Source organism: Pedobacter psychrotolerans, assembly GCF_004340665.1.
GTDB lineage: Bacteria > Bacteroidota > Bacteroidia > Sphingobacteriales > Sphingobacteriaceae > Pedobacter > Pedobacter psychrotolerans.
Genome location: NZ_SLWO01000005.1, coordinates 375,655 through 393,880, shown reverse-complemented (window position 1 = coordinate 393,880; position 18,226 = coordinate 375,655). Strand labels below are relative to the sequence as shown.

Here is an 18,226-nt window from a genome sequence, read left to right as displayed (position 1 = left end):
TTTAATGAATACTGCATCAAATAAAGAAGTTTCGATCATAAAGAAAAACTTTGATTTTGTTAATACAATCAGGTGTATTTCTATGATAGGAATAGTATATGAGCATTCTACGGTTTTATGGGGTATGAAATATATTGCCACCACTGATATCTGGATACAAGTAATGGCAATGCAATTCTGGAAATTTGCAACAATAGCATTCTTCTTAATCGGAGGCTTTTTGATCAATTATAAGTTTACAGAATATACTCCCTTACAATATCTAGGAAGAAGGTTTAAGAATACGATTAAGCCATGGCTTTTTTGGATAATAATTTTGATTATACTCAACCTTATCCACAATTGGGTCTTGCATATAAAATCTGGGGATCCACTTTTTAGTGGAATGAATCCGGGCGACTATTTTTTAGAGCAATTTCGATATATTTTATTTGAAAGTAGTTTTTGGTTTATTTTGAACTTCTTAATCTGCATTAGTATATTATTAATATTCAAACGCTATCTATACAAACTTTGGTTTGGTCTAATTTTAGCGGTTATATCTCTACTTTATAGTGCAAACCTTTACCAGGAATGGTTTGTAACACATCACTCAGCCGCATTATTTGGCTTTGTATTCTATCTTTGGTTAGGCATATATCTGAACCGTTATTATGATCAGGTCATGACTTTTGTTAAAACAATTAAATGGCGTTGGGTTTTAATTATTAATCTTATTTTATTTGTATTTTCATGTTTGGAAATTATTTATTTAGCCAAGCATGGATCTAAAGATGAATACAATACATTAAGAATTTCAAATATCGCCTATTCTATAACTATGTTCATTTTACTACTTAAAATAGGCAATATAAAATTTATTGATAAACGATTAAAACCCAGAGCTTCAACTTTTGGGATTTATTTAATTCATCAGATTATAATTATCCGTCTTTTGCCTGAGATTTTTAAATGGAATAAATGGAATTTTACCACGTTTTCCCTATTCGAGAATATTGGCTACTCAATTTTGAGGTTTTTGCTTGTTTACGGAATTGCTTTTATCTTAACACAGTTAATACTTAAAACAAGATTTAAATGGGTTGTAGGCGGTTAACTAAGTAAAGAATAACACAGGAAATTCATATTTTTCAAGCTTGTTATGAAAAAGATATAGATTGAACAATCGCTCTGAAAAAAAACCGAAAATACGTCTTTGATATTCATATTCACTTAATTTAACTGTTTTCTCAAGTTCGAATAAAATAGTGAACAGCCAAGTACAATAAGCATCGAATATAACTTTATTTGCAATAAACATATTGTAACAATGCATTTTAGTTTCCCTCTCAAAAAATATGTTAAACGAATTTTCATATTCAGGATACAAACTTAATACTGCAGCTTGCATTAGATACCAGTCTTCAGAAATATGATTGTAGATGTAATGCATTTTAATGTTAGCCTCAGCTTTTAATTCCAGGCTAAGGTATGCTTGACTTGGAACTACCATTTTTCCTGCGGATAATGCTTCTATCAATTTATATTTTAATTGCTGAGAAGATATATCAATCAATAAAGATTTGTTAAATTCCATATTATAACTATCTCGCGGGTCAGTAATTAGTTTGCTAGAAAATAACTTTTTTATAACTCGGGTTTTTGGTAACACGAAATATCTTCTATAATGGCACAAGCCAATCCATTTACTCTCTATTTTATCTATATTTTTCCAAATCCAAAACAAAGCGGTAAGCTCACTATAAGTTTTGTTTTTATTTGCAATATTTTCACCTATATCGTCAGAAATAAAACCTAATTCTAAGTTAGTAAAGACTCTACCAACTTGTATAGGTTGAATGTAATCACACTCCGGGACGGGAAATTTCCTGTGGTAAACGGAAAATATAGTTAGTTCTTTATTCACTATTTAATTCGATTTTAGAATTGGCTAAAGCAGAGGCAATAACTTAACGCATATCATATTTGTCGATAAAGTAATTATAATCGCCAGTAAAATTGACTGGTAATCTTTTCATAATAAAATCTTGAAGATCCATTGCGTTTTCCCCAACGTTTTTTAGTATAATGCTTAATTAGTTTCATAAATATTTATAACAACTATTTAGGCTTGTTCTTCTGGATATTGAAGTCCTTAGATGCTTAAATGTACAGCCGATTTGGTGATTTCTTGCCTTATAATCGGTAAAAATTCATATTAAAGAGAAGATTATACAATTTCCCTTTAATTTGCAATATGTGAATTGATATATATGTTAAATTCAGCAAACTGATTTACATAATCCCTAAAAGATTATTGCTGGTATAAAACGTATATGCACCATACCAATGAACATTTATATCTTCTATTTTTCTAAAATGAATATTACCTACGGAAAGTCTCTTTTTATCAATTATTAAACATCTAGCTTATCATTTCATGATAGAAGGTTACCTCAAATGTACCCGAGCCTACACTTAAATAATCATATTTTTTGTTCGGAATACTTTTCATTAAAAATTTAAATCTCTTGAATTTGCAAAATCATTTATAGTTGTAAAAATACAACTTCTGACGATTAACCAAATCATTTCAGCATTTAAAGAGATAAACTGTTAATTAAAAGCAGGTGAAGTTGTATTATAATATTAAAAATAGAATTGTTATTTTCGTGGAAGATGACCAACTTCAACATCCCATTAATATCAGTTGTATTGTGTACTTATAATGGCGAAAAGTATTTAAAATACCAATTAGATAGTTTGGTAGCTCAGACTTATAAAAACATAGAAATTATAATTGTTGATGATTGTTCTAATGACAATACAAAATCTATTTTATCTGAATATCAATCACGTTATGTTCAGATAAAATTATTTTTCAATCTCGAAAATATAGGTTTCAATAAAAATTTCGAGAAAGCAATTAAGTTAGCAAAGGGCGTATTTATTGCTATTTGCGATCAAGATGATGTATGGGATTTAGATAAATTAGAAGAACTGAAAGCAAATATTGGCGATAAAGGGATGATATTTTCAAATTCTAGACTAATCGACGAAACTGGTTTTTTTCAGGGCAAACATCTTTTTGAATCTTCTGGCTTTACAAGTTCGGATTATAGATTCATACTTATTAATAACTATGTAGCTGGCCACACTATTTTAGCAAAGGCGCATTTTATTGAACAAACTTTGCCATTTCCAGAACATGGTTATTATGATTGGTGGATTGGTTTTATAGCAACTTATAATCAGCAAATAATATTTCTTGATAAAGTGCTAACAAGTTATCGTGTTCATTCTAATTCAGTAATTCAAAAAGAGGTTTCATCATCTAATTCAATAGGTGGCATTTCAATAATTCAATACAAATCTTGTAAATTCCAGTTGGAAACCTTTTATAAGGTCCTAAAAAAAAATAGAGATGATACTTTTATAAGAAAAATAATTTCCCTGTATTCAAAAAAAACAAATTTATTAAAGAGGGTATTTATTTTGTTTTTTCTTTACTATCATTATAACATACTTTTTCCCTTACATAAACGCAGGAAATTGACAAGTATAACAAGATTTAAAATTGTGAAAAGATACTGGAGAGATGTACTGGAATGCAAACTTCAAGTTCTGGGTTTTATTTAAATAATATGATTTCAATTATAATAGCCTCTACTAGCACAGAGTTATTAGCAAGAGCTGAAGATAATATAAGAGCTACTGTAGGTGTCCCATTCGAAATTATCAGTTTTGATAATAGTGAAGGTAGAAATGGGCTTTGTGAAGTATACAATCGAGGAGCAATGAAAGCGAAGTTTGATATCTTTTGTTTTATGCATGAGGACATCAAAATACATACTACTGACTGGGGTAAAACTGTTTCTGATATTTTTTTAGATAATAAAAAACTTGGTCTTATAGGCGTAGCAGGTAGCCAGTATAAATCTTTATCACCTTCTGGATGGCATTGCTATGATATTGATGCGTTAGAGGTAATGTATTATAATATTATTCAAAATTATAAGTATGAGCAAAGGCAAACTACAAAAGATTATTCTAACGAAACCGGTACTAAACTGGCCAAAGTAGTTTGCATAGATGGAGTGTGGATGTGTTGTACAAGAGAGGCACTACAAAACTACGCTTTTGATGAAAAGCTTTTAAAAGGTTTTCATGGGTATGATTTAGATTTTTCTTTGGGAATTAATCAAACCCATGGAGTTGCAGTTACATTTGAAGTGCTGATTGAGCACTTTTCTGAGGGTAGATTTAATAAAGATTGGTTGCGAGAGATTTTAAAGATTCATGCAAAATGGAGTAAATATCTACCGATAAATTTAACAAATTTAGAAGATGAAAAACTTAAAAGCGGAGAGCTAAAGGCATTTAAGAATATTTTTAGAAGGATGTGCAGAGAGGAATTTAAATCAATAGAGATGTTCCAGGTAATTCAAGCAAGCAAAGCTTCTAAACTAGTGACTATAGATTTTTATTTAACACTAATTGCAAAAGCTACTAAGTATGCGCTTAAACGTTTCGCGATTTCTTAATCTGTCGATTGATTTCTCTTTTTGCTTTAAATAATCTGTTTAAATATGAAAAATAGCCCCGTCTTCCCCATTTGTATTCGTAATAAAAGCGTTCCCTTGTGGTCATTTTCATTTGTTCTTCCAATTCGAAAGTTTTCAGTGTTTTACTTTCAAGGTGATCTACTATTGAAGTAGTTACTAAAGCGTGTTTAATTTTATGCTTTTCAAGTGTAGTAGCATAATCATTGTCCGCATACCAAAAAGTAAATTTTTCATCCAAAAGCCCCGTTTTTTCTAAATTACTTCTTTTAAAAAATAAGCACCACCCCGCCACTTCTTTCCTAACTTCATATCCAATGTGTAAACCTGTATTTAGTGAAATACCAATTTTAGGATGGTGAATCGAGCAGATAGGGCTAGCACTCTCTAATTCCTGATTTTTTTCGAATGCTTTTAAGATTTCTGTAGCCCAATTAGGATGGAAGAGCAAATCGTTATTGCAAATACATACGAATGGGTTTTTTGTGAATTTAATTCCAATATTCATGTATTTATGATAGCCAAATGTTTCCTTAGGATAAACTGTTTTGGAGTTAGCATAATTAAATGGTTCAAGACTACGTTCGGACTCAACTACGATAATATTGAATAAAATTTTATCATGAGATTCTGAATTAACCAAAGATTTGATTCCTTGTTCAGTCATTTGCTTCAAAACCTCAGTTTTTGCGTAACTTAAAATAATTACATCTATTTTAGTAGGCGAAATTGTACTCATTGTTATTTTCAGATATTATACTTAAACCTTTTTCTTAGAGTAAATAGTTTTTCTTTTGATATTTAAGGCTTTAAGAAGTGCTTTTAAAAAAGACATTGTATTATTTATCTCCTTATAATATTGAACGAATTTTTTCAGTTCATAAAGATAAGTCTGCGCCATTATTTTTTTATAGGTATCAATTCGAAGCTTATCGTTCTCGGTAATAAGGTCCTTTTTTTGAGAATCACTTAAACCTGATTTGAGAAGATTATTTTTTGCAAGATCTCTAAATAAAATCTCAGCTTCTATAATTTTAATTGACTGTTGCGTAGCACTCTGCGAATGAACACGAACTAATGCCAAGGCTGAGTCATTTTTTAAAAATCCAAAACATAAATTAGCAGAGGCAGCTCTAAACCAAAAATCCCAATCTTCCAAATAATGCATTCCATTTTTAAAGCTGCCAATTTTATCAATTACACTCTTTCTAAATAGTGGGCTTTGTATTACTAATGGATTACGTTTTAAAAAATCAGAAATTAAAGTGTAACCAGAGCCATAAATTTCGGGTATAAAAGTTTTGTTTCTCAATGCAAAATCTGTGTAGAGTTTTGATTTATTTTGGCTATTGAAAAATTTTGTATTGACAACGCAGATGTCAACTGCAATATTTTCTTTAAGATAGTTAATTTGTAACTCTATTTTGTTTTCTGAGATGAGATCGTCAGCATCTAGAAATTGTATAAAATCTCCTTCTGCTAGCTTCAATCCAAGATTTCTAGCTACCGCAACGCCTTGGTTAGCCTGTCTTATATACGAAAATCTAGGGTCAATTTTTATAAAAGATTCAACTACAACTTCTGTATCGTCGTTTGAGCCATCATCAATAATAATTGCCTCCCAAAACTGATAGGTTTGTGCCTGTAGGCAATTTAAGGTCTCTGCTATTAAGTGTCCGTAATTAAAAGTAGGAATAATTATTGAAACCATGCCATTTTGAAGACTATTAATCATTAAATGCTTGCATGTCGATCAACCTTCTATACAGACCATTTTGTTTAATCAATTCTGCATGGCTTCCGGTTTCTACCACCTCGCCTTTATCAATCACCACAATTTTATCTGCATGTTGTATGGTACTTAAACGGTGAGCAATTACGATCGATGTCCGGTTCTTCATTAAATTGTTCAGCGCATCCTGAACCAGTTTTTCCGATTCCGTATCTAACGCAGAGGTTGCTTCATCTAATAACATAATTGGCGGATTGGCCAAAACTGCCCTGGCGATACACACACGTTGCCTTTGTCCACCAGATAATTTATTACCCCGATCTCCTACAGAAGATTGATAACCATTTTCTGTATTCAAAATGAATTCATGAGCATTGGCAATTTTTGCAGCAGCTACAACTTCTTCTTCTGTTGCATTTGGTTTGGCAAACGCAATGTTATTAAAAATGGTGTCATTAAATAAAAAAGATTCTTGGTTAACCGTACCCATTTGTGAACGGAGATCTTCAATTTTGACATCTCTATAATCTAAGCCATCAATTTTGATTACTCCAGATTTAGGATCATGAAACCTGGGAATTAGATCCATCAATGTACTTTTTCCACCACCAGAAGGACCAACTAAAGCAATCGTTTGACCTTTGTTTATTTCAAGATTTATATTCTTTAGAATTTGTTTTTCTCCATAACTAAAAGCTACATTATCTAAAACTAAGGCCTTATTAAACTTGGTGATACTTATTGCATCGATTTTATTAACCATTTCTGGTTTGGTGTCGATCAATTCTAAAACGCGTTCTCCGGCAGCAATTCCTGAATGAATACCACTAAACGAATCAGTTAATGCTTTAGCCGGGCGCATCACTTGAGAAAAAATAGCAATGTAGGCTATAAAATCTGCAGCTGCGAGTGCATTTTTATCGTTATGTAATATTAAACTTCCACCATACCAAACAATAATAGCGATCATCAAAACACCTAAAAATTCAGAAACCGGGGAACCTAATTGCTGTCTTCTTACCATTTTCCGGTTTAAATTAGAATAGAAGATATTTTCATTATTGAATTTATCTTTTGTTCTTTCCGTTGCATTAAAAGCTTTAATTATTTTTATACCGCTTAAAGCTTCATCTAAAAAACCAATCATTTTTGCAAAAGACTCATGAGCTTCCTTTGCCTGTTGTTTTAACCTTTTCACGATTTTACTAATGATAAAAGCAGAAATAGGAATTACTAAAAGCGAGAATAATGTAAGTTTAGCAGAAATATTAAATAATAAAACTACATATACAATTAAAGTAACGGGTTCTTTAAAAACCACTTGCAGTGTATTGGTTACTGTGAATTGTACCACCTGAACATCAGAAGCTACTTTTGAAATAATGTCACCCTTGCGCTCATTACTAAAAAAGCCTACATGCAAATTCATCACATTATCAAAGACCCTCTTTCTAAAATTCAATAATGTATGTACCCTTAAATCTTCCATGTAACGTTGAGAAAAATACCTGAATAGGTTCGATAATAGAACAGATATCACGATGATTGCGCATACGTAAAGTAAAGTCTTTTCAATCGAATTTTTGGCTATTGAATCGGTAACCAGTTCTCGAAGTTTCCCTAGTAAACTGAATGATTCAGTAGCTTTATCAGTAAGTGTAGGTGTTTTAGGTGCAGGTTTATTTGCATTTAATAAAGTTTCAAATAATGGTGATAAAAGCGCCAGGTTAAATGTTCCAAACAGAATAGATAATAATGTTGCAATCACATATGGAATAGCGAACCTCTCAATTGGTTTTGCAAACGATAATAAGCGAAAGTAAATTTTCATTTATGAAAAATGTATATGATAAGTCTAAACAGCAGTTTAAAATTTCTCCTGAAAAATATTAAATAAAACTAGGCAAATGTACGGTTTTCTAATAAAACCTATCTGAAAGGTTTTATAGAATGGATTAAATTACATTTGACTTGATACTAGATTTTGTAGTCCAATTTGCTAAATATTGTGCGCCAATAGTCTGCATATCGATCCCAATCATGGCAACCAAATGGTAAGTCTTTTTCTTGCAAATATTTAAGTCTTATCGGTGGCACTTCCACTGCAAATTTTAAGGCTTTTTCGCAACCCGGGATGTTTAAAATTCTCTTTTCTCTATTAACCTCGATACTCCAAAAAACATCTTCATTATGCAAATTACCAATAGATGATAGATATTGATTAATCACAGGTTGCATCAATAGGCATAAATTATAAAATTTATGAACACGCCTTAATGAAAAGCCACCATTGCCAACTTGATTATTTAACTGATATTGGTTGGGTTGATTATTCTCAGAAAAATTAAAATGCGAGCTGATATTCTGTTTTATTTTTAGAAAGTATAGTCCGAGAGGGCTTTTATGATAAGTTTTCCTGATCCATGGAGCACCAATATAATCCCAATTTTGGTTACACCAGAAATCCAATTGATCGGAAAAAACAAAACAGTCCATCTGATAAATCAAGATATACTCATACTCAAGGAATTCCTTATAAAACTCAGCTGATAACATTAATTTATTATAGCCTGAGATACTTCTGAAATAGTTATTACTGAAACTAACGGTATGGTGAAAGTTTAATAGTTTGGTTTCATCTGGTAGATTAAGATCCATTGGTTTTATTGCTATCTTATCGTGATTGCCTAAAACTTTTTCACACTGTATTAATGAAATCTTTTCATAATAAGATATCTCATTTCTATAAAATGGAATTACTATTGCAACTTTCTTCAATACCGTTTATTTTTCAATGTATTCCTTGTACAGACTTAGATACTGACTTGCGGCAATATCCCAAGAAAACTTCTCCGCCTGAATAACCATTTCTTTTGATCTATTTCTTTGAACAAAATCTTTCATACCATTAGTAAACACATTATGCATATGTTCAGCTTCAAAATTATCAAAATAATAGGCAGCGTCGCCGCCTACTTCTGGTAAAGATGTGAATTTTGAAAGAAATACTGGTTTACCGAAATATAAAGCTTCGATAACAGGTAATCCAAAACCTTCGGCTATTGAGGGGAATAAAAAAGCACTGCAATTTTTATAATACCAAGCCTTATCTTCATCACTAATCTGTCCGATGATGTGTACCCGATCTACACAGTTGTATCTTTCAGCTTCTTCTAAAATACGTTGTTTATGTGGGGTTTCTTTACCAGCTATAATCAATTCAAAATCATTATTTTCTAATAAAGCTGGTAATAAATGAAATCCTTTCTGAACTGATAATAAACCAATGGTAAAAAGAAACTTTTTGGTTGGTTTAAACAAGGGCTGATGATTTTCATCAGAGATCAATTTATCTGCTCCATTATAAATTACACTGATCTTATCTTTAGCTTCAGGGAAATAGTACTTTACATCATTGGCTACAAATTGAGATATACAAACAATTTTATCACATTGTGAGATAAGTTTTCCCAACTTCTTTAAATAGACTTTAATACGATGAGGTCTGCTGAATTTTAAATGAACCTTATTCATATCATGAATGGTCATTATCTTTTTAGCATTTACCTTACTGGGCCTCAACCTGCAAGTTTGATCAGATAGGTGAACAACCTCAAATTCATTTTTTTTTCTAAAAAACAGTCGGTCAAGTTTGGAAAGATATAAAATATCAACCAGACCATTGAAAAGGTATTGTGTCTGCTTAAATAAATAAAAATTTAATTTAAATTTTCCTTTATTTTGTTGAATCAATGCATCGCCAAGTCCTTTTCCAAACGAGAAATAGCCACAATTGGCATCTTTCATAGAATCAAAAGTGACAAGAACTGAAGGTTTTTTCATTAATAATATACTTTTAGTTTAAAAGTTGAGTAAATATGGTGAGCTTTTTTTCTGCATTTACTTCACAATTTTATAATTACGATATTCAAAAAGACGCAGCCCTGTCAAATCTTCAATTTTTTGCAAGAGTTTTCTTCTGAAATTCATTTTAGGCGTTTCTTTAGTTAAATCCTTTTCAAATTTCCAGTTTGCAGCCGCAATTCTTTGTTCCATCACTTTGGGATGAGTACCTCTAAAATGCACTAACCGATCTGCATTGTGCATATCAAACGTTTCCTGAACGGGATAATTTTCTTCAATCCACTCTTCTGTTTGATAAAACTGATTGAAATTCCGAACTTTTCCCTGTAAGCCTTTAGGTGGTTTTACCCAGCCGTAATGGTAAACATAAGCATCAATTAATTTAACTTTCAGTTTTCTGTTATCAATCCTAAAGCCTTGTGCATCGCGATAAGAGTGAATTCCTGGTAAGTTTTTTAAGATTCTAACTTCCCTTCTATACCAGCGTCTCGATTCAGCGAGGTAATCGTATGAAGCATAAAAGTGTTTGTATTTTAACAGGAGTGCTTCGACATCATTGTTACCTAGTGCTAACTCCATTTCTTTTCTAATTAATGGAAGATAATCTTCATGAATGGCTTCATCTCCCTGAATATAAATCATCCAGTCCGTATCTTTCGAAATAGCTGCGATGGCTTTATTGGTTTCATCAGCAAAAACCCGTCCGTCTTCACGGATAGATTCATCCCAAACCGTGTCAATAATGCGGATTTTTTTTGAATCTATGCTTTTGATTAATTCTGTTGTCTCGTCAGTAGAATTCCCTAGGGCTATCACAAAATCATCACACAAGGGGAGAACAGAAAGTATGGCTTCCTTTGCAGGATAATCGTTTGCGACTGCATTTCTTAAAAAGGTAAACCCAGTAACTTTCATCTGTTCAAATATGTTTTTAACGGTAATGAAGCTATCATGATTTGCTGATAAGTTTCCTGCGGGTTTTGGTAAATGATGATGGTTTCATTCCGTCTTAGTTGTTTGCGCTTTGTGGCTGATTATTTTGTTAATTTGTACAAAGATAGTTTTATTGATGAATAATACCTCCCTATCCATTTTAAGCGAAGTAAAACAAGGCAATTACAAGGTTTTGGCAAGAACATTAACGCTTGTTGAAAATGATCTTTCGCCAGCAGATTCTATTCTCAAAAATTTGAACAGTCGTTCATCAACTCCTGTAATTGGCATTACCGGGCCTCCAGGTGCAGGCAAAAGTACGCTGGTAAATTCCATAATTAACTTTTTTACCCTTAAAAATAAAAGGATTGCCATTTTGGCAATCGATCCAACCTCCCCATTTAATTTTGGTTCGTTACTTGGCGACCGAATCAGGATGGCCGGACAGTTTAATAATCCCAATGTTTTTATTCGATCTTTAGCTACCAGAGGTGCGTTGGGTGGCATTTCCGCAAAAACAATTGAGATGGTTGATGTTCTAAAAGCATCAAATTTTGATCTTATTCTTATCGAAACTGTTGGTGTCGGGCAATCTGAAGTAGAAATTGCTGGTTTAGCCGATAAAACAATTGTGGTTCTGGTTCCGGAATCAGGGGATGATGTTCAGCATATCAAATCAGGATTGATGGAAATTGCTGACTGTTTTGTGGTTAACAAAGCCGATAGAGAAGGAGCTGATAATTTCGCTAGTAACCTAAAAAAAATGGTTCATCAGGGCGTAAAGTTAATTCCGGTTTTAAAAACGGTAGCTGATAAAGATATTGGCGTTGATGCATTAGGGAACTGGATTATGGAACCAATTGCCAATATTAACCAACGGCAAGAATTTCTTTTTGCAGAGAAAGCCTGGAAACTTATTCAGAACTATAAAATGCGTAATGTTGACAAAAAGAAGCTTACAGCAGATATTCAAACGGCATTGCAACAAGCAGATTTTAATATTTATCGTTTCGCGGATAACTTCGTTGATGGGTTATAAGTGACTAAAAGTTCAGTATCCATTTAATTTTTCAGCTATTGAAGCGAATTACAAAGTTTTATCGTTTTCATTTAGAAATAACGTTTACGCATGTTCATAATATGCTTGTTATTTAACCGTTTATCGATTGACTAATAGTGGTAAACTTAATAGTCAATTATTCGTATTTGAATCAGTAATAAAACAGTTATATGGCTTTAGCTTACATTAACCTCAGTTCAAAACAATATATTAACTTCATGTGCAGAACTGATTTTGAACGCAGCATATTTCACAATACGTATCGCGAATTTCAAAAAAGATCTAAGCCTTATGCTCAAGATAAACGCTCGCATACCTTTTCTCAAATGTTGAAAGAAAATGCGAAAGCTTATTCTTTGCATCAAAAACTGGAATCATCTGTAATGGATACACTGATTTCTTTAAAAAATAAAATGCCCGAATTGATTGATTCGCAGGGGCAATCCATTCTCTTCGATTGGGTCGAACTTCATATTCTTTCCTCAGACCTATTAAATAAAGCTGCCCATGTTTTGGAGATAACTTATACGAGTCCAAAAATGATTTTGCACAAAACCACCAACGATTACTTAATTCTAAGTTATCATTCTAAAGAGAATTTTAACGAACTATTTATGGTTAAGCTGACAGATGATCTGGTGATCAATTATGATAAAAATTTAAAACTAGCTTAATTGTTATCATGACAATAGCTGTATGTTTGATTAGTAGTGAACATATAAAATATTCATTGATAAAGCCATTAGCATTAGTTTAATTAGGAACAGTTTTAGGCATAAAGCAAGCTGAAAATTGTGATTTATTGCTAAATATATGCTTAAATTAGGCAATGTTGAATCTCTTTCTGAATTTAATTGATCGAAGAAATGTCGTCTAATAGCCATTCAAACAGTATTTTCCAGTTATTTTTATTATTATTAAAAATAAACATTGGTTTATAGGTATTTAAGCCTATCTTTGGTACAAATTAAAATACAATATAATGCAACAAGGAACAGTAAAATTTTTTAATGAAACTAAAGGTTTCGGATTTATCACTCCATCTAATGGCGATGCCGAAATTTTTGTTCATGCTTCAGGCTTAATTGACAACATTCGCGAGAATGATACCGTAAACTACGATGTAGAAGAAGGTAGAAAAGGCCTTAACGCGGTAAATGTAAAAGTAGCTTAAGAAAACTCGAACACATAAATCGTTGAAAGTCCCGATGCAAATCGGGACTTTTTTTTGTGCCTAAATATTCCGATGTTGATATCGATATTCATATATTAATTTTTCTCTTATTATCCTTTTCTTAATGTTTGTGTATAATGCTATTTATTCAAATGATCGTTTTATACAAATTCTTTCAATTTCTTTCGTTTCTGACTTAGAATGTTTCTAAATAAATGTTTTATCGCCGTTTTGTCATAATGGTTTATAAATTAAACTCATAATTAGATACTTTTGCAAGAAATTTAGATATAAATCCTAATCAAATGAGTGGTTTCGGAAATGCACTTTCTTCATCAATAGGAAGAAAATACGTGATGGGTGTTACAGGAATATTCCTGATACTCTTTTTAATTGTACATGCGGGTATTAACTCGTTAATTTTTCTTGATGATAATGGTTTAACATTCAATGTGGGTGCTCATTTTATGGCAACCAACTGGATCATCAGGGCTGGTGAGTATGTTTTGTTTTTAGGGCTGCTGGTACATATTTACCAGGCTATCAACCTAACTATTCAAAATAAAAAGGCAAGGCCACAAACTTATGCCGTTTATAATGGCAGTGCAAATAGTAAGTGGTATAGCCGTTCAATGGGCTTACTAGGTACCTTGCTACTTATTTTCTTAGTGATTCACTTAAAAGACTTTTGGGTAGTATCTCGCTTTACTGGTATTCCAACTGTTGATGCTAACGGCCACGAAGATTTATATGCGGTGATGAGAGAAAAATTCCATGATCCGGTTAGAGTTGCGGCTTACGTGTTATTAATGATTTCACTATGTTATCATTTATTACATGGCTTTGCTTCTGCTTTCCAAACCATGGGTTGGAATCATTCAAAATATAATGGAATAATTAAGGGAGCTAGTGTTTGGTACTCAATTATCATTTCGATCCTTTTCGCATTGATGCCAATAGCAGTTTATACCGGTTTAATTAATTAGTTTTTAGCACAAAAGAGATATGTCAGATATTAATTCAAATATTCCAGAGGGTGAATTAACCAACAAATGGACTAAATTTAAGTCTTCTGTGCCTTTGGTTAACCCATCGAACAAAAGAACTATTGAAGTAATTATTGTAGGTTCAGGTTTGGCAGGTGCTTCTGCAGCAGCAACTCTGGCCGAAATGGGTTATAAAGTAAAGTGTTTTTGTTTCCAGGATTCACCTCGTAGAGCGCACTCTATCGCAGCTCAGGGTGGTATTAATGCCGCAAAAAATTATCAGAATGATGGTGACAGTGTTTACCGTCTTTTTTACGATACGATTAAAGGTGGAGATTATCGTTCCCGCGAAGCCAATGTACATCGATTAGCAGAAGTAAGTACCAATATTATAGATCAGTGTGTTGCTCAAGGTGTGCCTTTAGCGCGTGAATATGGTGGTTTGCTAGATAACCGTTCATTCGGTGGTACCCAGGTGCAACGTACCTTTTATGCTGCGGGCCAAACAGGTCAGCAACTACTATTAGGTGCATATTCAGCTTTAGAACGCCAGATTGGTATGGGTAAGGTAGAAATGTATACCCGCCATGAAATGCTTGAGGTAGTTAAAATTGATGGTAAGGCACGTGGTATTATTGCCCGTAACTTAATTACCGGCGAAATTGAGCGTCACTTCGGCCATGCAGTTGTATTAGGAACAGGTGGTTACGGAAACGTTTTTTACCTTTCTACAAATGCCATGGGAAGTAATGTTACTGCCGCATGGAAAGCTCATAAGCAAGGCGCTTACTTTGCAAACCCTTGTTATACACAAATTCACCCGACTTGTATCCCGGTTTCCGGAGATCACCAGTCTAAATTAACCTTGATGTCAGAATCATTACGTAATGATGGACGAATCTGGGTTCCTAAAAAGAAAGATGATAACCGTAAAGCTTCAGAAATTCCTGAAGATGAAAGAGATTATTATTTAGAGCGTCGTTATCCTGCTTTTGGTAACCTTGTTCCTCGTGATGTGGCATCCCGTGCTGCAAAAGAGCGTTGTGATGCTGGTTATGGTGTTGGAGCTTCTAAATTAGCGGTATATCTGGATTTTAAGGCTAATACTGAACGTTACGGTAAAATTGAAGCTTCTAAATCAGGGATTCATAATCCTGATAAAGAAACATGTATGCGCTTAGGTACTGAGGTAATTAAAGCAAAATACGGAAACCTGTTTGATATGTATGCGCAAATCACAGGTGAGAATCCTTACGAAACACCAATGCGTATTTATCCTGCAGTTCACTATACAATGGGTGGATTATGGGTTGATTATAACTTAATGACATCTGTTCCTGGGTTATATTGTACTGGTGAGGCTAACTTTTCCGATCACGGTGCGAACCGCTTAGGTGCATCTGCTTTGATGCAAGGTTTGGCTGATGGTTATTTCGTTCTTCCTTATACCATTGGCGCTTATTTATCAAAAGAAATTTCGGTGAAAGCCATTCCAACGGATCACCCTGCATTTGTAGAGGCTGAGGAAAGAGCAAAGGGAATATTAAACACCTTAATTAATATAAAAGGTACTAAATCTGTAGATCATTTCCATAAACGTTTAGGCCACATCATGTGGGAAAAATGTGGTATGTCTCGTAGTGAAACAGGTTTGAAACAAGCGATTGAAGATATAAGAGCATTACGTGCGGAGTTCTGGAGTAATGTTAAAGTACCTGGAATTGCTGAAGAGTTAAATCCTGAGCTGGAGAAAGCTGGTCGAGTAGCCGATTTTATTGAATTAGGAGAATTGATGTGTATCGATGCTTTAAATCGCAATGAAAGCTGTGGCGGTCACTTCCGTGAAGAATATCAAACTGAAGAGGGCGAAGCTTTACGGGATGATGAAGACTTTGCATATGTTGCAGCCTGGGAATTTAAAGAAGGTGTAAACTTCGAACTTCACAAGGAAGAATTGAAGTTTGAAAATATTAAAGTAGCACAAAGAAGTTATAAATAGCAGAGTGCATTGTGCATGGAGCTGTTTAGCCCTATGCCTTATGCTCCCCGCCTAAATCTCAATATCATGAGTACAGGAAATATGAACTTAACGCTAAAAGTTTGGCGTCAAAAAAATAACAATACCAAAGGTGCTTTGGTGGATTACAAACTAGCTGGTATTTCACCAGATATGTCTTTTTTGGAGATGTTCGATGTATTAAACGAAGATCTGATTACCAAAGGCGAAGAACCGGTTGTATTTGATCACGATTGCCGAGAAGGTATTTGTGGCATGTGCTCGATGTTCATTAATGGTCGCCCTCACGGACCGAAAGATTTGGTAACCACTTGCCAGTTACACATGCGCTCTTTTAAAGATGGTGATACAATTGTGGTAGAGCCATGGAGAGCGGCAGCTTTTCCGGTAGTGAAAGATTTAACCGTAGATCGTTCTGCATTTGATAGGGTTATTGCAGCAGGGGGCTTCATTTCTGTAAATACAGGGAATGCTCAGGATGCCAATAGCCTTCCGATTCCGAAAATGCAGGCAGATGCAGCATTTGAGGCTGCAGCATGCATTGGTTGTGGCGCTTGCGTGGCAACTTGTAAAAATGCTTCCGCCATGTTATTTGTATCTGCTAAAATATCTCAATTGGCATTATTACCGCAAGGTCAGCCAGAACGTTATCGTCGCGTACAAAGCATGGTGGCACAAATGGATGCTGAAGGTTTTGGTAATTGTACCAATACGGGTGCTTGTGAAGCAGAATGCCCTAAAGGGATTTCTCTTGAAAACATAGCACGCATGAACCGTGACTTTGCAAGTGCAAAATTTGTTTCGGAAGAAACAATTTAAAAATATACTGTGCATTCAGCTGAAGAGCTGAATCTTAAGCCTCAAACCTAGTTTGGGGCTTTTTACTTTTCACCAGATGCATTTTGAAATCAAACGCAACAAAATATAAGTTTGTGAAACGCAAATAATTCTATGTTAGCATATTAAAATTTTTCTTATTTGAAATTATATTCTGTAAAGTTTGTATAAACCCTAAAAAATTTATAGATTTAAACTTCCGAGACAGGAGAGAAAACACAAAAGCCCGGCTATTTTTTAGCAGGGCTTTTGTGCTTTTTAGTTTTGATTATATATCAATTAGGTCATAGTAAAGTTAATAGCCATTTGATACTTAACTCTAACTGGATGCCCGTTTGCGTCAATCGCCGGATTCCATCTTGGTGCAGATTTCATAACTCTTAAAGCTTCTGCATCGGTTTCCTTTGAGAGCCCCTTAATAACTTGTACATCTGATAATGTGCCATCTTGATCCACATTAAAAGCTAAAAATACTTTTCCCTCCACCTTATCTTTTTTTGCCTGCGCCGGATACTTAAGGTTCTTTGCCAAATAACTATAAAGTTTGCTTGTACCTCCAGGATATTCCGGTTGTATTCCCGATTTAATGGCTGTCATTTTTCCTGTTGTAGGCGAGAGATTGAAATTAACATTAATATTGTACTTTACTCTTACCGGCTTGCCATTTAATATGCCTGGATTCCAGTTTGGTGAGTTTTTAAGTACCCGTAGGGCTTCAGCATCAGTTTCTGTAGATAATCCTTTGGTTACTGTCACATCGCTTAATTTGCCGTTCTTTTCAACAATGAAGCTTACAAATACCTTACCCTGTGTTTTATTGTTTATCGCTGCCTCAGGATACTTAATTTCCTTTCCTAGGTATTCGTAAAATTTCGCAATGCCACCAGGGTAGGACGGTTGCTTCTCTACAGATACAAAATCATAAATTTTCTGTGCCTTTGCAGAATTAATAAACATGGCGATGCCCATTAGGGCTAAAATCATTAGCTTTCTCATGATGTTTTAAATTAATGTTTAATGGTTTTTATTTAATAATTTAGGTTTTAGCTCTATTTAGTGGCTAACCTTTGAAGATCAAAATC

17 protein-coding genes are annotated in these 18,226 nt (G+C 33.6%); 9 read left to right on the top strand and 8 right to left on the bottom strand.

Annotated elements, in window-relative coordinates; genetic code table 11:
* The first annotated feature begins 4 nt into the window (after positions 1 to 4).
* A complete protein-coding gene (locus tag EV200_RS14850; protein WP_132533968.1) occupies positions 5 to 1,096 on the top strand; it encodes an acyltransferase family protein in 1,092 nt (363 codons plus the stop codon).
* Here EV200_RS14850 and EV200_RS14845 read toward each other — a convergent pair whose 3' ends face one another.
* Complete coding sequence (locus tag EV200_RS14845; protein ID WP_165877938.1) at positions 1,097 to 1,906, bottom strand: DUF4422 domain-containing protein; 810 nt, start codon at positions 1,904 to 1,906, stop codon at positions 1,097 to 1,099. It abuts the gene before it with no gap.
* 752 nt (positions 1,907 to 2,658) lie between these two features.
* Between EV200_RS14845 and EV200_RS14840 the strand changes: the two genes are divergently transcribed.
* Positions 2,659 to 3,618, top strand: a complete 960-nt coding sequence (locus tag EV200_RS14840; protein WP_132533964.1) for a glycosyltransferase — start codon at positions 2,659 to 2,661, stop codon at positions 3,616 to 3,618.
* 5 nt (positions 3,619 to 3,623) lie between these two features.
* The gene (locus EV200_RS14835; RefSeq protein WP_165877937.1) at positions 3,624 to 4,523 is read left to right on the top strand and encodes a glycosyltransferase; all 900 of its coding nucleotides are present in this window, start codon (positions 3,624 to 3,626) and stop codon (positions 4,521 to 4,523) included.
* Here EV200_RS14835 and EV200_RS14830 read toward each other — a convergent pair.
* From EV200_RS14830 to EV200_RS14805, 6 genes are all read right to left on the bottom strand, one after another.
* Positions 4,501 to 5,280: a glycosyltransferase family 2 protein gene (locus tag EV200_RS14830; RefSeq protein ID WP_132533960.1), complete on the bottom strand. Its 780-nt coding sequence runs from the start codon at positions 5,278 to 5,280 to the stop codon at positions 4,501 to 4,503. The genes EV200_RS14835 and EV200_RS14830 overlap by 23 nt on opposite strands.
* Positions 5,281 to 5,301: 21 nt before the next feature.
* Positions 5,302 to 6,252, bottom strand: a complete 951-nt coding sequence (locus EV200_RS14825) for a glycosyltransferase family 2 protein (protein WP_165877936.1) — start codon at positions 6,250 to 6,252, stop codon at positions 5,302 to 5,304.
* A gap of 16 nt (positions 6,253 to 6,268) precedes the next feature.
* Positions 6,269 to 8,104, bottom strand: a complete 1,836-nt coding sequence (locus EV200_RS14820; protein ID WP_132533956.1) for an ABC transporter ATP-binding protein — start codon at positions 8,102 to 8,104, stop codon at positions 6,269 to 6,271.
* A gap of 146 nt (positions 8,105 to 8,250) precedes the next feature.
* Positions 8,251 to 9,051: a DUF5672 family protein gene (locus EV200_RS14815; RefSeq protein WP_132533954.1), complete on the bottom strand. Its 801-nt coding sequence runs from the start codon at positions 9,049 to 9,051 to the stop codon at positions 8,251 to 8,253.
* A gap of 6 nt (positions 9,052 to 9,057) precedes the next feature.
* Positions 9,058 to 10,116: a glycosyltransferase family 4 protein gene (locus tag EV200_RS14810; RefSeq protein WP_132533952.1), complete on the bottom strand. Its 1,059-nt coding sequence runs from the start codon at positions 10,114 to 10,116 to the stop codon at positions 9,058 to 9,060.
* Between the two features lie 57 nt (positions 10,117 to 10,173).
* Positions 10,174 to 11,052, bottom strand: a complete 879-nt coding sequence (locus EV200_RS14805) for a glycosyltransferase family protein (RefSeq protein ID WP_132533950.1) — start codon at positions 11,050 to 11,052, stop codon at positions 10,174 to 10,176.
* Between the two features lie 154 nt (positions 11,053 to 11,206).
* Between EV200_RS14805 and meaB the strand changes: the two genes are divergently transcribed.
* The 6 genes from meaB (at position 11,207) to EV200_RS14775 (ending at position 17,126) form a co-directional block, all read left to right on the top strand.
* Positions 11,207 to 12,109, top strand: a complete 903-nt coding sequence (gene meaB, locus EV200_RS14800) for a methylmalonyl Co-A mutase-associated GTPase MeaB (RefSeq protein WP_132533948.1) — start codon at positions 11,207 to 11,209, stop codon at positions 12,107 to 12,109.
* Positions 12,110 to 12,300: 191 nt separating this feature from the next.
* On the top strand, positions 12,301 to 12,804 hold the full coding sequence (locus tag EV200_RS14795) for a hypothetical protein (protein WP_132533946.1): 504 nt from the start codon (positions 12,301 to 12,303) through the stop codon (positions 12,802 to 12,804).
* 308 nt (positions 12,805 to 13,112) lie between these two features.
* Positions 13,113 to 13,304 (top strand): cold-shock protein, encoded by a 192-nt coding sequence (locus EV200_RS14790; RefSeq protein WP_010599638.1) that lies wholly within the window; start codon positions 13,113 to 13,115, stop codon positions 13,302 to 13,304.
* Between the two features lie 305 nt (positions 13,305 to 13,609).
* Positions 13,610 to 14,290, top strand: coding sequence for a succinate dehydrogenase cytochrome b subunit (locus EV200_RS14785; RefSeq protein WP_132533944.1), 681 nt, complete (start codon positions 13,610 to 13,612; stop codon positions 14,288 to 14,290).
* A gap of 19 nt (positions 14,291 to 14,309) precedes the next feature.
* Complete coding sequence (locus EV200_RS14780) at positions 14,310 to 16,289, top strand: fumarate reductase/succinate dehydrogenase flavoprotein subunit (protein ID WP_132533942.1); 1,980 nt, start codon at positions 14,310 to 14,312, stop codon at positions 16,287 to 16,289.
* 66 nt (positions 16,290 to 16,355) lie between these two features.
* Complete coding sequence (locus EV200_RS14775; RefSeq protein WP_132533940.1) at positions 16,356 to 17,126, top strand: succinate dehydrogenase/fumarate reductase iron-sulfur subunit; 771 nt, start codon at positions 16,356 to 16,358, stop codon at positions 17,124 to 17,126.
* A gap of 297 nt (positions 17,127 to 17,423) precedes the next feature.
* On the opposite strand, the gene EV200_RS14770 is transcribed toward EV200_RS14775, so the two are convergent.
* Positions 17,424 to 18,140, bottom strand: coding sequence for an energy transducer TonB (locus EV200_RS14770; protein WP_132533938.1), 717 nt, complete (start codon positions 18,138 to 18,140; stop codon positions 17,424 to 17,426).
* Between the last annotated feature and the right edge of the window lie 86 nt (positions 18,141 to 18,226).